18 protein-coding genes and 2 tRNA genes are annotated in these 19373 nt (G+C 37.3%); 8 read left to right on the top strand and 12 right to left on the bottom strand.

All coding sequences use genetic code 11. The features are described 5' to 3' along the window. Positions 1-32: 32 nt before the first annotated feature. Positions 33-410 (bottom strand): START-like domain-containing protein, encoded by a 378-nt coding sequence (locus B3E00_RS19170; RefSeq protein ID WP_028070596.1) that lies wholly within the window; start codon positions 408-410, stop codon positions 33-35. A 65-nt stretch (positions 411-475) separates the two neighbouring features. On the opposite strand from B3E00_RS19170, the gene B3E00_RS19165 reads away from it, so the two are divergent. Both B3E00_RS19165 and B3E00_RS19160 read left to right on the top strand, forming a co-directional pair. After that, a tRNA-Met gene (locus B3E00_RS19165) sits at positions 476-549 on the top strand. A 293-nt stretch (positions 550-842) separates the two neighbouring features. Beyond that, positions 843-916, top strand: a tRNA-Met gene (locus tag B3E00_RS19160). Between the two features lie 244 nt (positions 917-1160). On the opposite strand, the gene B3E00_RS19155 is transcribed toward B3E00_RS19160, so the two are convergent. The 9 genes from B3E00_RS19155 to rplM all read right to left on the bottom strand — a co-directional run bounded on the left by B3E00_RS19155 (position 1161) and on the right by rplM (position 9060). Further along, a complete protein-coding gene (locus B3E00_RS19155) occupies positions 1161-2840 on the bottom strand; it encodes a hypothetical protein (RefSeq protein ID WP_293881853.1) in 1680 nt (559 codons plus the stop codon). 1 nt (position 2841) lies between these two features. After that, the gene (locus B3E00_RS19150; RefSeq protein ID WP_293888818.1) at positions 2842-3618 is read right to left on the bottom strand and encodes an ABC transporter ATP-binding protein; all 777 of its coding nucleotides are present in this window, start codon (positions 3616-3618) and stop codon (positions 2842-2844) included. A 155-nt stretch (positions 3619-3773) separates the two neighbouring features. Further along, positions 3774-4157 carry a hypothetical protein gene (locus B3E00_RS19145; protein WP_293888820.1) on the bottom strand — a complete coding sequence of 128 codons (384 nt, stop codon included), beginning with the start codon at positions 4155-4157 and terminating at the stop codon, positions 3774-3776. 217 nt (positions 4158-4374) lie between these two features. After that, entirely contained in the window at positions 4375-5196 is an 822-nt protein-coding gene (locus B3E00_RS19140) for a helix-turn-helix domain-containing protein (RefSeq protein ID WP_293888822.1), read from the bottom strand. Positions 5197-5338: 142 nt separating this feature from the next. Continuing rightward, positions 5339-6202: an SDR family oxidoreductase gene (locus tag B3E00_RS19135; protein ID WP_293888980.1), complete on the bottom strand. Its 864-nt coding sequence runs from the start codon at positions 6200-6202 to the stop codon at positions 5339-5341. A gap of 169 nt (positions 6203-6371) precedes the next feature. Beyond that, entirely contained in the window at positions 6372-7208 is an 837-nt protein-coding gene (gene tsf / locus B3E00_RS19130; protein ID WP_209581459.1) for a translation elongation factor Ts, read from the bottom strand. A 194-nt stretch (positions 7209-7402) separates the two neighbouring features. Next, on the bottom strand, positions 7403-8200 hold the full coding sequence (gene rpsB / locus B3E00_RS19125) for a 30S ribosomal protein S2 (protein ID WP_075994149.1): 798 nt from the start codon (positions 8198-8200) through the stop codon (positions 7403-7405). An 18-nt stretch (positions 8201-8218) separates the two neighbouring features. Continuing rightward, positions 8219-8605 carry a 30S ribosomal protein S9 gene (gene rpsI / locus B3E00_RS19120; RefSeq protein ID WP_209581462.1) on the bottom strand — a complete coding sequence of 129 codons (387 nt, stop codon included), beginning with the start codon at positions 8603-8605 and terminating at the stop codon, positions 8219-8221. A gap of 11 nt (positions 8606-8616) precedes the next feature. Beyond that, complete coding sequence (gene rplM, locus B3E00_RS19115) at positions 8617-9060, bottom strand: 50S ribosomal protein L13 (protein ID WP_046671993.1); 444 nt, start codon at positions 9058-9060, stop codon at positions 8617-8619. A gap of 234 nt (positions 9061-9294) precedes the next feature. On the opposite strand from rplM, the gene B3E00_RS19110 reads away from it, so the two are divergent. From B3E00_RS19110 to B3E00_RS19090, 5 genes are all read left to right on the top strand, one after another. Next, positions 9295-11013 (top strand): tetratricopeptide repeat protein, encoded by a 1719-nt coding sequence (locus B3E00_RS19110; RefSeq protein ID WP_293939708.1) that lies wholly within the window; start codon positions 9295-9297, stop codon positions 11011-11013. Then, positions 11003-11806, top strand: coding sequence for a DUF4292 domain-containing protein (locus B3E00_RS19105; protein ID WP_209581468.1), 804 nt, complete (start codon positions 11003-11005; stop codon positions 11804-11806). The genes B3E00_RS19110 and B3E00_RS19105 overlap by 11 nt, the downstream gene beginning before the upstream one ends. Positions 11807-11914: 108 nt before the next feature. After that, the gene (locus tag B3E00_RS19100; protein WP_293881875.1) at positions 11915-13228 is read left to right on the top strand and encodes a murein hydrolase activator EnvC family protein; all 1314 of its coding nucleotides are present in this window, start codon (positions 11915-11917) and stop codon (positions 13226-13228) included. Between the two features lie 92 nt (positions 13229-13320). Next, complete coding sequence (gene tatA, locus B3E00_RS19095; RefSeq protein ID WP_209581473.1) at positions 13321-13518, top strand: twin-arginine translocase TatA/TatE family subunit; 198 nt, start codon at positions 13321-13323, stop codon at positions 13516-13518. Positions 13519-13703: 185 nt separating this feature from the next. Then, positions 13704-15170: a LysM peptidoglycan-binding domain-containing protein gene (locus tag B3E00_RS19090; RefSeq protein WP_293939707.1), complete on the top strand. Its 1467-nt coding sequence runs from the start codon at positions 13704-13706 to the stop codon at positions 15168-15170. A 9-nt stretch (positions 15171-15179) separates the two neighbouring features. Here the strand turns inward: B3E00_RS19090 and B3E00_RS19085 are convergent, their stop codons facing one another. Together B3E00_RS19085 and B3E00_RS19080 are read right to left on the bottom strand one after the other, a co-directional pair. Continuing rightward, entirely contained in the window at positions 15180-15692 is a 513-nt protein-coding gene (locus B3E00_RS19085) for a phosphoribosyltransferase family protein (protein WP_209581480.1), read from the bottom strand. A 107-nt stretch (positions 15693-15799) separates the two neighbouring features. Further along, positions 15800-16381: a C40 family peptidase gene (locus tag B3E00_RS19080; protein ID WP_209581483.1), complete on the bottom strand. Its 582-nt coding sequence runs from the start codon at positions 16379-16381 to the stop codon at positions 15800-15802. A gap of 535 nt (positions 16382-16916) precedes the next feature. Here B3E00_RS19080 and thrA point away from each other — a divergent pair. Continuing rightward, on the top strand, positions 16917-19364 hold the full coding sequence (thrA, locus tag B3E00_RS19075; protein ID WP_293881919.1) for a bifunctional aspartate kinase/homoserine dehydrogenase I: 2448 nt from the start codon (positions 16917-16919) through the stop codon (positions 19362-19364). Positions 19365-19373 lie beyond the last annotated feature (9 nt).

Genomic DNA, 19373 nt, shown 5'->3' with positions numbered 1-19373 from the left:
CTTGGTGGATTATATTGCAAAGATAGGCTTTTTTATGCACCTATAACACTCTGAAGGTAGACTATTGAATTTTTCCAAATTAATTTTCTGTTTTCAAGATCTTCTTCTTTAGCGAAATCAGTTATTTTAAGAGCAACATCATTTGTTAGTTCATCTTGGTCGATCTCCAGATCGAAATAATAGGGATCATCATCGAGCCATTTAAAGCGTACGGATTTATTTTCTTTCGATGCTACAATTTTTGCTCGGTGTGGTTCATCATCCCAAATGAAAGTATAAACGGTGTCTTTATAGTTTACATCATCTGCAAACCATTGTGCCAATTCGTTTGGTTCTTGCAAATACGGAAATAAAATTCTAGGTGAAGAGTTGATGATATATTCTAGTTGGAATTTTATTTTATCTGCCATATAAATGTTTTTTTAAATATTAGTTTGTTTAAATCAAAAATAAGCTATATTTGCATTCCCAAAATGGCGGGGTAGCTCAGATGGTTAGAGCGTTGGATTCATAACCCAAAGGTCGGCAGTTCGATTCTGCTCCCCGCTACAAATCTCTTCCAAAATTGCTTTTTATTGCATAAACTTATTATTTGTAATAATACATATTTATTTTGTTATTGCAAGTTTTTTTATGAAAAGTTGAGTCCTTATTTTGATAAATATTACGTTTTTAATACGATCAAATTTTTAAAAGTTATGTGCTTTTTTTAGATAATAAATTTACTTGGTTAAAAATGAGTTTGTTGCGCTTAATAGACGGTTTTAATACTAGATAATTGGTAAAAAAATAAAAAAATCTTTTGAATTGACACATGAAGTGGTATATTTGCATACCGAAACGGCGGGGTAGCTCAGATGGTTAGAGCGTTGGATTCATAACCCAAAGGTCGGCAGTTCGATTCTGCTCCCCGCTACTAAAAGCATCAATCTCTTTAGGTTGATGCTTTTTTTATGTAAAATATCTTGTTTTACAAAATACCTTATTTTGGTGGCTAGAGGAAAGTATAGCCCTTTTATTGCCTTATGGAGAATAGTTATTTTTTTACCCCCTCTGAATACTGCTTGCCTCTTTAGATATTCGGCTAAAGAGATTAAGCGTTTTTAGCAAAATGCCTGTTCAAATGTTATTCGTTGGTGGTAGACAATCTGTATGTTTCATCAATTGTCGTCATAAGCAAGGCTTTTCCAATCTTCTTTCTGTAAATACTTTAACATCAAAAAGAATATGATCCATCCGAGTCCGGCTAAGATCCAAATTAGCGTTTCGAAGTGAAAGATTGTTTTATGTAAGAAGCCCAATATCCCCAAAAGGCCTAAGATGAATAAATTGGTTATTGCTTTAGAATTGGATTGGTTTGCTTTTGAAAACGGGTAGCTTTTGACCATAAAAAGCATAATCAAAATACTTTCAATGCCGCCAACTGCAGAAGATAATAGTAGATCATTAATTGAATTGAGACCAAATAGGGGTATACAGATACATAAAAACACGACGTTGAAAGGTAAAACATACTTAATGAGACAAGCCTTAAGAACGCCGGTCATCAACTGTCCCGGCTTGTGTATGGGAGCGGTATGATAGATCCAAGCTGCTTTATACTTGTTGCTTTGAGTAATAAGCTGGAAAACGGTTAAAATAGTGAGTAATGATAGATAGAACATAATGATATACAGGCCTGAATCCCGAATTTTTAATATCTTGTCTGCCATTGGGAGCTCTTCTCCAGTACGTATAAATAAAAAAGTAAAGTAAATAGGCAAATAAGCCAACGAAGGGTAGAGCTGTTGTTTAAATTCTCTTGTTTTAGCACTTATCAGCCATACAATGCCAAATCCTGCCTCTTCAACTGCGGATGAACATACTTTCGCGGATATCCATTTATAAACAGGCAGTTTAGATCCATGATTCTGCTTCAAAGGTAAATTTTCATTGGGGAAGCTGTCTGCGCTTGCCAATGCAGCTATTTTTGCATTAAATCCACGTGAAAATAACTTGATACAGGCATAGACACCTGCAAGGGGAGTGAGTGCCCCCAATATGGATAGCATGATAATGGGTAAATTTTGGTCTCCAAAGATTAAGGGTTGAAAAGATGCAATCCATGTACTCGGAAATATCCAAAGAAATCGGAGCTGTTCCATCGTCAAATGAGATTCTACAATAGATTGAATCAGATTTGGACCAACATAATAGGACAGGAAAAGAACCAGTGAGAGGCCTATCTGTATATAAGTAATAACATCTTTAAACTTTTGGATGGGCAGGTATTTAATACAGATCAGGTAAAATCCGTTGACACCGATGAGAGCGATTAAGGTGCTGAACATAAGCTGTAAACATAGAACAAGGACTGAAGTAATATCCCAATTAAACAATACATAAACAAGTACTGGTGCGGTTAGTGCAATTATTTGGTTAAACAGCTTTATTGCAATAAAAGTTATTCGCGCAATCGATAGGGTCCTGTCGTTAACTGGACGCGGCATAATGATATACTGGTCCCGGGTATCTAATAATATAGGTGAAAAATCAGTAACCAATGTAATACTAAGCATACTGATAAAGGTGAGCAGCATGATAGAAACAGCTAAATATCTATCTGGAATCGACAAAAGTATGGCCATGAATACCAAGCCAATAATCAGGTATAACACAAATTGTAAAATCGAAGACGATGAGGACGATTTCTCCGTTCTACGTCTCCGAAAACTAATAGGTTTTCGGTTTTCTAAAATGATTTTTGTTTGTAAGATGATCTTAAACTGTTCAAAATTAATACCTAAGCTTTTCCAAACCCCAGGAAACAGAAGAATAAACTTGAAGATGAGTTTTTCCATGTTATTGAATTGCTCTAATGATATTGGAGACATCCAATGTATTGCTGCCACTATTTGTTAATTTTGCAAATATATGCTCCAAAGATTCGTTAGCTTCTGTCTTTAGCTCCTCAATAGTACCATCCGCAATAATGCTCCCCTGGTTTATAAGTAAAATTCGATCGGATACTTTTTCGACAACATCCATCATATGGGAGCAGTAGAAAATTGTTTTTCCTTCTTTTGCAAGCAAGGAAATAAGCTCCTTAACAAAAATAACAGCATTGGCATCAAGTCCAGATAAGGGTTCATCCAGAACAATAATTTGAGGGTTGTGAATAATTCCAGAAATCAGTAGTACTTTTTGACGCATTCCTTTTGAGAAGGTGTCCATTCTATTATTTGCATTTGATTCAAGACCAAAAGCAGCCAATAACTTTAAGGAACGCTCCAGAATAATATTACTTTCCATTCCATAGAGTTTACCTACAAAATCTAGATATTCAATTGGAGTCAGTACTTCATATAATTCTGCATTCTCGGGAACATATCCTAACAATGTTTTCACGGCCAATGGATCTTCTTGAATGTTGATACCATTAATTTCTACAGTGCCTGTGAAATCTTCAATTAGTCCCGTCAATATTTTAACGGTGGTGGATTTGCCTGCCCCATTTGGGCCAATATATCCGATAACTTGGCCTGGGAATATGTCGAGGTTGATTCCTTTCAAAATTTCCTTGGTTCCGTACGATTTTTTGAGGTCAACGATCCGGATGAGCGGTAATATACTTTGCATATGATAACAATCTTCAAAGTAAACTTACGTAAAAATTGGGAGTTATGGTTACTGTTGAGATCGGTATAGACTGTATTTTTTAAATAGAAGATTCTTATTTCAAAAAATAGAAAAAGGGACCCTTTGGTCCCTTACAATGGTTTTATTTTCGGAAACTATCTGTCATTTTTAGGGTATCCTTCTTCATCAAGATCATCTCTCAAATCTTCTTCATTCTCTGCTAATTTCTTGTCTAAAGGAGATAACCGTTCATGATCAAAAGTCTCAATTCGCATGTTCGCCTGATCCAAATCTTCATCCTGAAGTTCATCTTTCGAAGCATATTCATCTCCCACAAATGGATTTGAATTGTCATAGGTTGAATCATCATCAACAGCACCCTCTGCAATAGTATCGTAATCAGCTGGATGAGCATAATCTGGATCGTTACCTTCGACATCCATTTCATAACTGTCAAGCTCTTTGTTAAAAGTAAGGTCCTGATCTTTATCTGGATAGTCTTCTTCAACTTTCCCGTTTCTATATTCTTTTTTTGACATAATTCTGCTAATTTTTATTCATCATTAAAACAGTTCATATAAAAAAAAGTTTGGATTTTACTAGACAAAATGGGGCTCAAGTGCTATTGGAATACCAATCGAATACCAAAAAGATAAAATTTCATTTTAAAAAGGGCAGAACATGTTAGTTTTAGGAGAAGCCATTCAGCTTTGTCTAAATTATAGTGTCCATGGTAGAATTCAGCTCGACAACTAATCAGGCGCTATTTTTAGCTCTTTTATAAGAGCTTGGTGTAATATTTCGTTTCTTCTTATAAAAATTAGTCAAGTGACTCTCATCGTTAAATCCAAGTTCTTCTACAATTTGTTTCATGCTATATGTATTGGAAGCTAACCTATCTTCAATAAGTTTAATACGAATATCATCGATATATGTTTTATAACTCACAGCATATCGCTTTTTAAAAAATGCACCAAAATAATTAGCGGAAATTTGAAACTGATCGGCAATCGATTTAATTTGTAATTTGTCGGGAAAATAAATGTTTTGATGAATATATTGCTCGATCTCTTGAGACATTTCATAAGATGCATGAATAGGCAGGCCCAGGTCCTTTACAATATTTTCCACTAAGGCGAAAAGAGACATAATTTGGTGGAATATGAAAATAGAAGTCGTTGCGTCCTCACGGTCATATTGATGTATCAGTTCGAATACCTGCTCTGTCAATTTTTTATTTTCTTTCTTAAGGGATAGGCTCCTATTTAAAAATGTCTTCGAATTGAAAATATCCACCGGGCTGAAAGAAAGTCTGAAATTTTGCTGTATAAAATGAAGATCTTTAAAATAGGAACCGGAAAAATAAAGTACAAATACTATTGCATCTTTCTTAGTGTCAAGTGTTTCAAATGTCTTATTCAAAAAGAGTAAGTTTCCTTTCGAAAATTTCAACTTATTTTCTTTAGATAGGATCGATCCTTCCAATATATATACTAAAGCAAAATCAAAGCCTGTTTTATTTAGTTCTATTTTTTGTTTCTGCTTGATTTTTTGAGAAGAGAAAGATAAATTCGTCATATGTACGATTCTATTGAATAAATACCAACTACAAACCTAAGAAAAATAGAATAAACACTTAATTTTTCCTCTTGTTGTAATGGAACAATTATGGATTTACATTCATGATAAAATATAAATAATTTTTGATCCCAATGAATTGTTAGGTGCTTTTTGCATTCCTAGTCATTTTTTCAATATTATCCCACTGGTCCTGCGGAATAACATCCAAACCATTAAATTCGCCGGCTCCTTTAAGCCACTCTCCACCATCTATCGTGATGATATCACCGTTGATATAACTTGCATAGTCAGATACTAAATAAGCAGCGAGGTTAGCAAGTTCCTGTAGTTCACCCAGGCGACCCAAAGGGATACGTTTGGTTGGGGAGAGAAGTTCGCCTAATTCTCCAGGCAACAAGCGTTCCATGGCTCCGGAGGTTTGAAATGGACCTGGTGCTATAGCGTTTAGTCGTATCCCTTTTTTCCCCCATTCCACAGCCAACGAACGGGTTAGCGCTAGAACTCCAGCCTTGGCTGTTGCAGATGGTACGACATATCCAGATCCCGTCCACGCATAGGTTGTGACAATACTGAGTACAGCTTTATTTTGTTCATTTTGCGCGATCCACCTTTTTCCTAGCTCGAGGGTATAATTTATACTCCCTTGAAGGACAATTCCAATGACAGATTCAAAGGCTCTATGGCTTAAACGTTCAGTAGGGGAGATAAAATTTCCAGCGGCATTATTTATGAGAATATCTATTCCACCGAAATGTTCATATCCAAATGAAACGACGTGTTCAACATCATCATAATTGCGAACATCCCCCGCCACAGCAAGACATTTAGCCTGATGTTTTTCTGATAATTCTTTTGCTGTCTGTTGTATAATATCATCTTTGCGACTTGTAATCAAGCAAGAGGCCCCAAGCTCGAGAAAGTAATCTGTCATTGCTTTGCCTAGCCCCGTACCACCACCAGTGATCAGAATTCGTTTTCCTTTTAGTGCATTTTCTTTTAACATGCCCATATATCGTCCAGTTTTATGTATCCTTAAGTTACATAAAATTTGATATAAAATAAAAGGGCGGGGCGGGGAAGATTGTATAGTGAGGAAAAAAGATCTAACTAAAACAGGAGCTNNAGCTCCTGTTTTAGTTAGATCCATTTCTACGAATAGAATGGAGGTAGGTTTACGCGCCTAGTTGTACGCGTTTGAAAGCAGTAACAGTCAATCCTTTAGAAACTGAATCTAAGAATTGTGCAATATTTTTAGAAGAATCTTTTACGAACTCTTGGTTTAACAAGGTTGTATCTTTGAAGAATTTGTTCAATTTACCTTGAGCAATTTTTTCAGCCATTTCAGCTGGTTTTCCTTCAGCGATGATTTGCTCTTTTGCAATAGCGATTTCACGCTCAATTGTGTTTTGATCGACACCATCTTTATCAATTGCAATAGGATTCATTGCAGCAATTTGCATTGCAACATCTTTACCAGCTTCTTCAGCACCAGCAGCGTCAGCAGAAAGACCTACCAATACACCTAAACGGTAGTTACCGTGAATATAAGCGATAACTTTTTCAGCAGTGATCGTTTCGTATTTAGAAACGTCGATTTTCTCACCAATTACACCAGTTTGCTCGATTAAAGAATCAGCGATATTTTTGCCATCAAGTTCCAAACCTTTTAATTCTTCTAAAGAAGCAGGCTTATGGTTTAATGCAATATCTGCAATTTTTTCAGCGAAGGCTACGAAGTCTGCGTTTTTAGCTACGAAGTCAGTTTCACAGTTAACTTCAACTACAATACCTGATTTGCCATCAGCAGTAGCTTTAGCGATGATAACACCTTCGTTAGAGTCGCGATCCTGACGGCTAGCAGCTACCTTAGCGCCTTTTTTACGCAAGTAATCTACAGCAGCTTCGAAGTCACCATTAGACTCAACCAAAGCTTTTTTACAATCCATCATACCAGCGCCAGTTTGTTGACGCAATTTGTTTACATCTGATGCAGAAATTTGTACTGACATGTTTATTTCTTTTTATTATTATTTACGACTGAAATTTGTACAATATTAACTTAAAAAAGGTTAAGCTAATATGAAGTTTAACATTCCTTGCTAAACGGGTTCTGTTAAACAAAAAACCGGACAGATAGGCTAGTTCAAGAAAAGTAAACTTTTCCAGAAACTAACGCTACGCCATCCGGTTTGGAATAAAAATATTATTCTCCGTCTTTCGCTTTGCGAGGACGTTTAGCTTCTGAAGCTTCACCATTATCAGCTTTTGCTTTAGCAGCAGCAGCATCTTTTTCAGCTTCTTCTTCTTTGTCGCGTTTGCGCTCGTCCAAACCTTCTTGGATTGCTTGACCAATGATACCTGCGATTAAGCTAATAGATTTGCTAGCGTCATCATTTGCAGGGATTGGGAAATCAATGTTTGAAGGATCAGAGTTTGTATCTACCATTGCAAAAGTAGGGATGTTTAATTTCATTGCTTCAGAAACAGCGATGTGTTCTTTTTTCACATCGATGATGAATAAAGCAGCTGGCAAACGGTTCAAATCAGCGATACCTCCTAAAAGATTTTCTAATTTGATACGCTCACGTTGAATCATCAACTTCTCTTTTTTAGACAATACATCGTAAGTACCGTCTTTTTGCATTTTGTCAATGTTAGACATTTTTTTGATAGACTTACGAACTGTAGCGAAGTTTGTAAGCATACCACCTAACCAACGCTCAGTCACGAAAGGCATGTTGACCTCTTTAGCTTGTTGTGCGATGATCTCTTTTGCTTGTTTTTTCGTAGCTACGAATAAAACTTTGCGACCTGATTTTACGATTTGTTTGATAGCTGATGCAGCTTCTTCTAACTTCGTAAGTGTTTTGTTCAAGTCAATGATGTGGATACCGTTGCGCTCCATGAAAATGTACTTAGCCATTTTCGGATCCCATTTACGTGTAAGGTGACCAAAGTGCACACCTGCATCCAATAAATCTTGATAAGTAGTTCTTGCCATTTTTTGATCCTCCTTTGATTAACGTTTACTGAATTGGAATCTTCTACGAGCTTTACGACGTCCTGGTTTCTTACGCTCAACCATACGGTCGTCACGCGTTACTAAACCTTTAGCACGTAATGCAGGTTTAACTTCTGGGTTAAGTTCAACCAATGCTTTTGCGATCGCTAAGCGAACAGCTTCTGCTTGACCTTTAACACCACCTCCGTTAACGTTTACTTTTACATCAAAGTTTGCTAATTCACCAGCTACGTTCAAAGATTGAGTAGCGATGTATTGCAAAGGTAATGTTGGGAAATACTCTTTGTGGTCTTTACCGTTTATGATTATGTTTCCGCTACCAGCAGTTAAGTAAATGCGGGCAACAGCAGTTTTTCTTCTTCCTGAAGTATTAGTTGTTGACATGTCGATTCTCCTTAAAATTTAACTGGTTTTGGATTTTGTGCTTCATGCTTGTGCTCAGTACCAGCATAAACGTAAAGGTTCTTAAACAATTGACGACCTAAACGGTTTTTAGGAAGCATACCACGAACAGCTTTTTCAATGATGCGCTCAGGGAATTTAGCCATTAACTCTTTAGGAGAAACGAAACGCTGACCACCTGGATATCCAGTGTAGCGTACGTAAACTTTGTCGCCTAATTTGTTTCCTGTCAATTTGATTTTGTCTGCATTGATAACAATCACGTTATCTCCACAGTCTACGTGTGGGGTGAATGTAGGCTTGTGCTTACCACGAATTACTTTCGCGATGTTGCTCGCCAAACGCCCCAAAATCTCTCCTTCAGCGTCAACAACGATCCACTCTTTGTTAACGGTGTTCTTGTTGGCAGAGACAGTTTTGTAACTTAACGTATTCACTTGCTTTTGTTTAAATAATTTATTAAAAAATTTTTCTTCCCCTTATCTCAAGGGTCTGCAAAGGTACATCTAATATTCTATATTTTAAAATCTATTTTGCTTATTTTGCTGAAAACGAGTCGAATTTCCCACACTCCCCCCTAATCTCAATATTTTTACAACTACCTCGAATGAATATTGTTACATTAGTTAGTATATTGCAGGAACAAATTTTTAATTATTTAGCGGAAGTAGATGAGATTTAATTTTTTGAATAAACGATTTTTAAGTTTTATTGGCGTGTTCCTTTTGGTAGTGAATTCATTGCACGCGCAATCACAGGATAGGAAAACAAAACCATATGATACCCGATTTAAAAATGTGCAAGAGATATTGAAGCAAGGCAAAATTGGACCAGGTATGGATTCTCTTGACGCTATCATCGCAGACTTTCCGCAGGCAGACGATATCTATTTCACTAAAGCGATTCTTCTTGCTCAGATGAGAAATCAGGATGGAGCGATTCAAGCCATTAAGCAAGCGCTGGATATCCAGTCTAAGCCAGAATATCTGAGTTTCGCAGTCGACGCTTTTAAAAGTAAAAATGATGCTGACAGTGCATTGATTTATCTCGATAAGCTGATTGATCAGGATGATAATAACACCGCGTCACTTAAACGCGAACGCATCATGCTTCTTTTTAATGGCGGATATAAAGATGTGGCCTTAGAGTATTTTTATAAAACCAAAGAAATTGCAGGTGCTTCCGATACGTTGGATATGGTCGGTAGTGTGTTGTTCAATGATGCTGGCAATTATAAAAGTGTCATTGAGCTTTTGAAGCCCTGGGCGGATAAAGGGACTTCTTTAGCCCAGGTGTATGGTCAGCTGGCACAAGCTTATAATCTTTCCAAAAACTCGAAGCTAGCACTTGAATATATCAATAAGGGAATTCTCAACACAAAAGAAGACTTTCTTTATTTTGATTTAGCTGATCTATACCGATTTGATAAAAAGTTCAAGTTATCCTTTGATGCACTCAAACAAGGGTTTCTATCTAAAAAGATAGACTTTGCAGACAAAAATCGAATCATAATGACCTTATTGAATCCAAAGGGGCCTTATACACCGGATCAGCTGCTGGAGTTAGCTAATATCTTGGTGGAGGTTCATCCACGGATTGCTGAAAGCCATATGGCAAAGGGGCAGGTACTATGGCTAAAAGATGATAAAACTGCTGCGCAAAGCTCTTTGGCAGTAGCGGTTAGTATGAACCCTTATCAGATCGATGCCTGGCGAATGTTAATGAGCTTAGATATGGATAAAGGTGAATTCGATCAGGCAATCGCTCATGGCGGAGAGGCTTTGCATTATGTGCCTAATAACGCTACAATACTCTATTTTACCAGTATGGCTTATCTGATGAAGAAGGATATGGAAAATAGTCGGAAGTTTATGGAGGCAGCACTCAATAATGCACAGGAGGAATCTCCATTCTTACAAGCAAATATCTATGGCGGCTTGGGTGATATCTATAACTCGCTTAAAATGTATAAAGCTTCCGACGCAGCTTACATGGAAGCCATCCGACTTGATAGTACAAATGTGACAGCAATGAACAATTTAGCCTACTATTTGTCGTTAAGAAAGGAGCGACTTGATGAGGCTACGAAATACGCTGCTAAGGCAACAGATTTGCAACCTAATAATGGTACGTTTGAGGATACTTATGCTTGGGTGCTATTTGCCGATGGAAAATATGACGAAGCATTAGTTTGGATTCAAAAGGCATTAAAAAATACTAATCCACAAACTTCGGTGTTGCTGGAGCATTATGGTGATATTCTGTTTAAGTTAGGAAAAACAAACGATGCTGTTAAACAATGGACTTTGGCTTTGGAAAAAGGAGTGGATTCGGATGATAATAAGCTGAAATTGAAAAAGAAGATTGACACAAAAAGTTATGTGGAATAAAATTGTTTGGGCTTGTGCTGTAGTGATGTTGCTCTCTTCCTGTAGTTCGAAGAAGAGGATGCTGAAAGAAGCTGAGCTGAGGGCTCAAAACGAATTGATTATAAAGGATAATACCAGAGAGGCAAAGAAAAATAGTTTACGCAATCTTTTTTTGACCAATTTGAATTATTCGACTTTTTCGGGAAAAGCTAAAATGAGGCTTGATATGGGAAAGGACAGTTATGACGTCAATTCGACGATTAGAATAGAAAAGGACAAGCGAATCTGGATTTCCATTTCTGCTACATTGGGTATCGAAGTGGCGCGTGTTCTAATAACGCCAGACAGTGTTCAGATCCTCAATAAGTTCCAAAGTGAATATATGGTTAAGCCTTTTGACTATCTATACCGTTTCGCCAGCTCCGATCTGACCTTTGGAAACTTACAAGACTTATTGCTGGCCAACCTATCTGTGGATCTCCTGTCTGATATTGATCAGGTAAACTTTAAGCAGGATTCAATGTCCGTTCAGTTGGACGGTAAACTCAATGAGTTGGATTTTTTGTATAGGTTGAATAATAACAATAGGCCTTATCAATTTAGATTAGCCCAGCTTTCAAAGAAACAATTATTGGAAGCTAACTATGGCGAATATGCTATGGCTTCGGGACAGGAATTTCCGATGCTTTTAAAAATGATCATTTCTGATGGCCGCCAAGAAATTAAGACAGAAATTAATTTTAACAAAGTTACTTTTAATGAACCTGTCGAAATGCCTTTTTCAGTATCGTCGCGATATAAGGTAATCCGATGACAGGATGTCTATATGATTTAGATTTATTACTTTCGCAATTAGTTTGCTAAAGTAGGATATGAAGTGATAAGTTAGAAAGATGGCAAACACAAAAAAATAGTACTGTAAATGAACTTTAAAAAGACAATACTTGGTATAGCTGTTTTCCTATTCATGATTGGGATTTCATCGGCGCAAACTAGAGCTGAACTTGAAAAGCAACGTGAGAAGCTCAATCGTGAAATTGCTGAATTACAAAATACGGTCAAAGAAATTGCAAAAGAAAAATCATTGACCCAACAACAAGTGACAGCATTGAGTAAGCAGATTAATTTGCGCGAGCAGAAGATAAATACCATTACTTCCGAAGTAGCTGTGATTAATAGACATATTAATGCCAATACGGCTGCAGTGAGTAAATTAAAGGCTGAATTGGAGAAGATGAAACGTGACTATGAGAAAATGGTTATGTTTGCTTTCAGAAATCGGAATGCATACAATAAATTGATGTTTATTTTTGCATCGAAAGATTTCAATCAAGGGTTTAGAAGAGTAAAATATTTACAACAGTTCAACGATTCTAGAAAGCTGAAAGCTGCCGACATCGAAAATACCAAGAAGCAGATTGAACAGAAAATTGCTCAGTTGCAAGCTGACCGCAACAAACAGGTTGCTTTAATGAAAGAGCAGGAAAATGAGAAGAGAACCATATCGCAACAAAGATCCGTTTATTCAGGGCAATTAAGTGAATTGATCGTTACAGAGCGTGGCGTGAAAAAAGATATTACGCAAAAACAAAAAGAGGAGCGTCGTATCAATGCAGCCATTAAGGAAATCATTAGAAGGGAGATTGAGGCTGAACGTCGCCGGGCTGAGGCTGCGCGCCGTGCGGCTGAAGCTGCAGCTGAGCGAAATCGTAAAGCAAATGAGCCTACAACGAATACAAAAAATAAAAATGCCGCAAGTTCAAAAAGCAGCAATACTGCGCGAAAATCAGATTCTGAGATCTTGCGCAGCACACCGGAAGCTGTTAAACTTTCGAATGATTTTAGATCTAATCGCGGTAGTTTACCTTGGCCTGTTTCCAATGCGAAGATCATGCAAGAGTTTGGTTCAGAAAGTGTTGGTAGAAACGTCAATTGGGATCATGAGACGGTTAAAATTCAAACGTCGAGCGGTGCAGCTGTGAAAGCAGTATTTAATGGAGAAGTGTTAAGTATAGTTTCAATGATGGGACAGCGTATTGTCATGATTAAACATGGGGAATACTTTACAGTGTATATGAATTTGGCAGGTGTAAATGTTTCAAAAGGACAAAAAATAAGCACAGGACAAACCATAGGAACAGCTGATGTCGACTCAGATACTGGGGTTCCGATGGTAGAGTTTTCTGTGTTACAGGGAACGACACCACTTAACCCGATGTCATGGTTGGCTAGATAAGAAATAATTACTATATTTAATAATTATCCTTACATTTGTAAGGAGAGCGAGAAATTTAGTTTAAAAGAATTGAAAAACAAGAAATTATAGTTATGTCAACATCATTATTAATCATGGGAATCGGGGGGCAAGAGTTAATTGTCATTGTAGTAATATTGTTACTATTATTTGGTGGCAAGAAGATTCCCGAATTGATGCGCGGGTTGGGTAAGGGCGTTAAGGAATTTAAAGATGGCCAAAAAGAGGACTCTCCAACAGAGAAAAAAACTGAGGTAGAAGATAATAAATAAGGGAAGTTTAGATCCCATTATAGCATGGATACGATTTTGCGAGGAGCAAAATCGTATTTTGTTTTATACTCGACCTAAAGCTGAATAGGGCGAAAACCATTTTTATACTAAAACCCATTTCTAAGCGTTTAGATTATTGTTGATTTTTCAGTAGATCAATCAAACTCGGATTTAACAGTAAATTTATGATCGGAAAACAGGCGTTAATTTCATTACTAGGAGGGGTATGCTTTGTGCTGCCACTTAAGGCCCAAGAAAGCGCTGTAGAAGGTATGAAAGAAGCAGCTCAAAACTTCTTTCAAAAAAGCATCGAAAAGGAAAAACAGGAGATTTACCAATACCTAGATAGTATAAAATCTACGGGGAATAACGGACAGCAGCATTCGGAAATAACAGACGAAGATATACAGCTGGTTCGGAAATTGAAGGCAATAGAACGAGAGGTCCCACTAGACTACTCGCCTCGAGTGAAAGAGCTGGTGGCGAAATACACCTCAGACAATTATAATCCTTATATGTGTAGAATGATGGGATTAGGACAATACTATTTTCCATTGTTTGATAAAATTTTGGATGAGGTCGGTGTGCCACGCGAACTCAAATACCTTAGTGTAGTTGAATCATCCCTAAATCCGCGCGATATTTCCAGTGCAGGAGCGACAGGTTTATGGCAGTTAATGTATTACGAAGCCAAAACTTATCACCTTACAGTAGACAGTTATACCGACCAGCGTATGGATCCGATCGCCTCCAGCTATGCAATCGCAAAGATTTTAAAAGAGGCTTATGAGGAATACGGCGATTGGCTATTAGCGATAGCATCCTATAACGGCGGTAAAGGAGCTGTTAGCCGTGCAATTCAGCGCTCAGGAAAGGAGAAGGCAACTTTTTGGGATGTTGCACCTTATTTGACACAACAAACTCAAAACTATATCCCGAAATTTATCGCTATGACCTATGCGATGAAGTATGCAGATGAAAATAATATCAATGCGGCAGATACCGAACTTTCATTAAGAACGCAGATCTTGGATATCAATAAGCGGATATCATTGAACCAAATAGCAGATGCATTACAGGTGTCTAAAGAAACATTACGCGCATTAAATCCTAGTTTTAAGAAGAATGTATTAAATGGTACCGAGGATGCCCCATTGCGGTTAGTGTTACCTGTAGTGGACAAGAAAATTGCTACAGAAGAGTTGTATGCAGCACTTAATACGCCAGTCGCCCCGTCAAATGCAATCCAAAATGAAAACATAGTGCAGACCCTACTCAATGGAAAGTATAAAGTGAAAGTTGGCGAAACATTCGCTTCCATTGCTGATAAGTTTGACGTGACAGTTCAGGATATAAAATCCTGGAATAATCTGCGCGGCAATCAAATTGTTCCTGGACAAAACCTACTAATAAAAAAGAAGGATGATTTTGTAAATACAAAATTAGCCCGTAATACAGAACGATCTGCAAAGAAAAGCCAGCAGCATGTAGCCAACACCACACGTACAGCTTACTATGTCGTAAAGAAAGGCGATACATTATCTGAGATTGCAGATAAAAATGGTACTTCAGTGGGCCGGCTTAAAAGTGAAAACGATTTGAGCGGAAACCGGATAAAACCAGGTATGAAATTGAAAGTCTCAAAAAAATAACAGCATGGATTAAATTAACCATGCTGCATCCTCTTCATTGTCAAATTCTTCGAGCGTAACAGTTACGTGCTCCCGTAATATCGTAGAAAGCTTTGTACCATAGTAATCGCTAAATATTGGGAACTTATGGTGACTTCTATCAATTAATACAGCAGTTCTCATTTTTTTTAACGGTACATTCAAAAATACACCCAGCCCATAAGCTAGTGCCCTGCCACTATTGAGTACATCGTCAACAAGGATAATCGTCTTGTCTTTTGCAATGTCAACAGCTAAGTCTGTGTTTGCGCTTAATGACCTGCTGGTCTTCTTCATTGTGACCTTAATCAATAGAATCTCTTTGTCTGAAATGTCCTGCAAAATTGCTTGAAGACGTTGAGCAAATACATAGCCCCGGTCAGCAATACCTACCAATACGAGCGTTTCATCTTCAAAATTGTCTTCCAATATTTGATAGGCAATCCGAATAGATTTTTGTTTTATTTGTTCTTTATTTAAGATGAGGGTTTTCTTTGAAGACATAATAGTATTTCCAATGATTATTGGGTAAAAATAGGATATTATATTGTATAAAAAAAGTCCAAAACGAGTTAAACGCTTTGGACTTTCAGAGAGTGAATCTAATCCTATTAATTCAATTTATTATCTTTTTCTGCTTTGATTATCTCCGCAGTAAGCGTTCTATTATCTTCTGGTAAACGACCTCCATTGTAGTAATAACGTCGCCAGTATGGCTCATCTAGGTTGCTGATCATGACACCTTTACTAGAAGATGCATGTGCAAATTTATTATCTCCGATATAAACCCCTACATGGGTAATACTTCTACTTCTAATTTTGAAGAATACCAAATCACCAGCTTTAAGTTCATTCTTTTCGACAGTTTTTACTTGAGAGTACTGATTTCTGCTATTATACCCCAGCGATGTGTTGAACACTTTGTCGTATAATTCGTAAGAAAATTTTGAACAATCAATGCCTCTCTTTGAATCTCCTCCTAAACGGTAAGGAGTACCTAGCCATTCATAAACAAATTGATAAAGTTTGGTGTTTGTGGTTGCTGATACTGCAACTCCCATGATTTGTGAAAAGTATTCCTTCGCTAAGTTGTCAGGATCTGATTCTGGTTTGGAGTTTCTGTTGGTTTGTGCCTGCGACACTAGACATAAGCCGATAAATAGCATTGACGCTATAAATTTCTTTGTTTTCATTAAATCGCTTTTTTGTACAACATTTAACTTTTAAAAATTGAATACTGTCATCTATTTTGGACAGCACTGTTGCGAATATAATACAATAACAGTTTAAGGTCAAATTTATTTTCACGTATTTAACGAAATTTTAACAATTTTAACATCTTCAAAGATGTATTTATACTTGTTAAGAACGATTTTATCTGGTGCGTTTCCGTATTTATTAAGGACAGCACCTACGCTATTTTAGCGTACTTATGTGATGATAAAATACCACCTCAATGAGGTTACTATTGTGAATCTTAAAAAAAATATTAATTTTCTTTGGTAAAGTGATAATATTTGTTCTATATTTACAGAACATAATTAAAAGCAATGAACACAACTTCAATTATTACGTCGATTATTATTACCACCGGGATAAGACTCAGGAGGAAGTAGTTTCGTTGTATATAATTGTAGACACAATATTTAGAAGCGCTTTCCTCAAAACAGGAAAGCGCTTCTTTTTTTATCGTAAAATCATCAATCTAAACAAACAGTATAAAGTAGCATGAAAGTTTTAAAATTTGGAGGCACATCAGTCGGTACAGTAGAAAGCTTAAAGGCAGTCCTGGGCATCGTGAAAAAATCTTATGATGCAAAGGAAAAACCGTTGGTTGTGTTGTCAGCTATGTCGGGTGTGACAAATTTGCTTACGCAGTTAGCTGAGGACGCTGCAGAAGGAAAATCCTTTTCAGAGGGACTGAAATCCTTGGAAGATAGGCATTTTACAGTAGTGAAAGAACTTCTGGCTGTGAAATATCAAAATCCTGTATTTACAAAGCTGAAATTATTTTTTAATGAAATAGAAGATCTTCTTCAAGGAATTTTTGCACTAAAAGAGCTGAGCTATCAAAGCAAAGATTTGATATTAAGCTACGGCGAGCGTTGTTCGAATTATATGGTATCTAAAGTGATGGAACAATATGTTCCAGAATCATTATTTGTGGATGCTTCTCACTATGTGAAAACTGATTCGAACTTTGGTAATGCGCATTTAAATGAAACATTGACCGAGCAATTGGTGAAATCACTATACATATCACATGGCGATAAATTATTATTTGTGACGGGTTTTATCGGTAGTAACGAAAACGGTCGTATTACCACTCTAGGAAGAGGCGGTTCAGATTATACAGCAGCTATCTTCGGATCCATATTAAACGCGGCAGCTATTGAAATTTGGACAGACGTAAATGGCATGTTGACCGCGGATCCACGCATTGTAAAAAAAGCTTTTTCTTTACCTGTTTTATCATATACCGAGGCCATGGAATTGTCTTACTTTGGTGCTAAGGTGATTTATCCTCCTACCATGATCCCTGCTTTCTTGAAGAAAATTCCGATTGTTATTAGAAATACCTTTGAGCCTGATTTCTCCGGAACCGTCATTCAGTTTGATAGCGGCAAAACAGCGCTACCAATAAAAGGAATTTCCTCTATATCGGATATTTCGGTTATCAATCTAAGTGGTTCAGGCATGATCGGCAAGTCGGGCTTTAGCGGAAGGCTTTTTACTTTATTGGCTAGAGAGCAAATCAATGTTGTGTTAATTACGCAGTCATCTTCCGAACATAGCATCACATTTGCTGTAAACCCATCTGACGCCAAACGCGCGATACAATTAATCGAAGTGGAGTTTGAATTGGAGATCCAAGCCAATAAGCTCATCGTTCCAGCGATTGAAGATAACCTTTCAGTCTTGGCTATCGTTGGCGAAAATATGAAAAAGACACCTGGTATGTCCGGTCGATTATTTGCCGCGCTAGGGAGGAATGGCATTAACGTTCGCGCTATAGCACAGGGCTCATCTGAATACAATATATCTGTTATTATAGGTAAGGAAGATCTGGCGAAGGCGCTTAACGCTGTACACGACGCTTTTTTTGCTGAGCTAAAGAAAACCCTTCATGTGTTTAATATTGGTACGGGCAACATCGGCGCAACTTTATTTAAACAGCTGGAAAGTCAACATGATTTCCTACTGGATAAAAACGATATCGAAATTAAAGTCGTCGGAATTTCGAATAGCCGTAAGATGCTTTTTAATACCGAAGGTGTTGATTTAAATAATTGGTCTAATGAACTCGACAGAAATGGAACTGAATCAGACTTGGCCTTGTTTATTGAACGTATGAAGGCACTCAATCTGCCAAACTGTGTTTTTATAGATAATACCGCGAGCAAATTACCAGCTACCTATTATGAAGACATCTTTAAATCCAATATTTCGATCGTCACCTGCAATAAAATTGCGAACTCAGGTAAGTATGAGCAATATAAAACACTACGCGATACCGCTCATCGACACGGTGTGGACTTTTTTTATGAGACAAACGTAGGCGCGGGACTACCTATCGTCCGCGTACTCAAAGACTTGATGTTGAGTGGTGATCGTATTGTCAAGATAGAGGCTATTTTATCTGGAACAATCTCGTATATCTTCAACAATTTTAAAGCTGATGCTTCTTTTTATGATGTTGTTAAACAGGCACAGGAACTAGGCTATACTGAACCAGATCCAAGGGACGACTTAGGCGGTATAGATTTTATGCGTAAAATGCTCATATTAGCTAGGGATGCCGGATATCCTGTGGAAGCCGAGGACGTAGACCTGGGTTCAATACTTCCGCCGGCATGTTTGAAAGCTGAATCCGTAGATGCGTTTTACGCAGAATTGCAGCGCGAAAATGACTATTTCGAAGGCATGAAGAAGAAAGCTGAAGATGAAAATAAAGTAATACGCTACATCGGAAAATTGGAAAATGGAAAAGTATCCATTGCGATTCAGTTTGTTGATGAAAACCACCCTTTCTATGCATTATCGGGTAGTGACAATATTATATCATTTACAACAGAGCGCTATAAAGAACGTCCTTTAGTAGTAAAAGGTCCGGGGGCTGGGGCTGAAGTAACAGCTGCGGGTGTATTTGCCGATTTAGTCAATGTTGGAGCATAAAAACGATTC

The organism is Sphingobacterium sp. UBA5996, from assembly GCF_002429765.1.
Classification (GTDB): Bacteria; Bacteroidota; Bacteroidia; order Sphingobacteriales; family Sphingobacteriaceae; genus Sphingobacterium.
Note: the sequence above shows the minus strand (reverse complement) of the source record. Positions and strands in the feature narration are given on the sequence as shown.

Excerpts from the sequence above, each read along its gene's own strand:
- B3E00_RS19140 (WP_293888822.1), bottom strand. The coding sequence starts at position 5,196 with ATGACGAATTTATCTTTCTCTTCTCAAAAAATCAAGCAGAAACAAAAA.
- B3E00_RS19080 (WP_209581483.1), bottom strand. The coding sequence starts at position 16,381 with ATGAAAACAAAGAAATTTATAGCGTCAATGCTATTTATCGGCTTATGT.
- B3E00_RS19170 (WP_028070596.1), bottom strand. The coding sequence starts at position 410 with ATGGCAGATAAAATAAAATTCCAACTAGAATATATCATCAACTCTTCA.
- thrA (WP_293881919.1), top strand. The coding sequence starts at position 16,917 with ATGAAAGTTTTAAAATTTGGAGGCACATCAGTCGGTACAGTAGAAAGC.
- B3E00_RS19145 (WP_293888820.1), bottom strand. The coding sequence starts at position 4,157 with ATGTCAAAAAAAGAATATAGAAACGGGAAAGTTGAAGAAGACTATCCA.
- B3E00_RS19155 (WP_293881853.1), bottom strand. The coding sequence starts at position 2,840 with ATGGAAAAACTCATCTTCAAGTTTATTCTTCTGTTTCCTGGGGTTTGG.
- B3E00_RS19100 (WP_293881875.1), top strand. The coding sequence starts at position 11,915 with ATGAACTTTAAAAAGACAATACTTGGTATAGCTGTTTTCCTATTCATG.
- B3E00_RS19150 (WP_293888818.1), bottom strand. The coding sequence starts at position 3,618 with ATGCAAAGTATATTACCGCTCATCCGGATCGTTGACCTCAAAAAATCG.
- B3E00_RS19110 (WP_293939708.1), top strand. The coding sequence starts at position 9,295 with ATGAGATTTAATTTTTTGAATAAACGATTTTTAAGTTTTATTGGCGTG.
- B3E00_RS19105 (WP_209581468.1), top strand. The coding sequence starts at position 11,003 with ATGTGGAATAAAATTGTTTGGGCTTGTGCTGTAGTGATGTTGCTCTCT.
- rpsI (WP_209581462.1), bottom strand. The coding sequence starts at position 8,605 with ATGTCAACAACTAATACTTCAGGAAGAAGAAAAACTGCTGTTGCCCGC.
- rpsB (WP_075994149.1), bottom strand. The coding sequence starts at position 8,200 with ATGGCAAGAACTACTTATCAAGATTTATTGGATGCAGGTGTGCACTTT.
- B3E00_RS19135 (WP_293888980.1), bottom strand. The coding sequence starts at position 6,202 with ATGTTAAAAGAAAATGCACTAAAAGGAAAACGAATTCTGATCACTGGT.
- tsf (WP_209581459.1), bottom strand. The coding sequence starts at position 7,208 with ATGTCAGTACAAATTTCTGCATCAGATGTAAACAAATTGCGTCAACAA.
- B3E00_RS19085 (WP_209581480.1), bottom strand. The coding sequence starts at position 15,692 with ATGTCTTCAAAGAAAACCCTCATCTTAAATAAAGAACAAATAAAACAA.
- B3E00_RS19090 (WP_293939707.1), top strand. The coding sequence starts at position 13,704 with ATGATCGGAAAACAGGCGTTAATTTCATTACTAGGAGGGGTATGCTTT.
- tatA (WP_209581473.1), top strand. The coding sequence starts at position 13,321 with ATGTCAACATCATTATTAATCATGGGAATCGGGGGGCAAGAGTTAATT.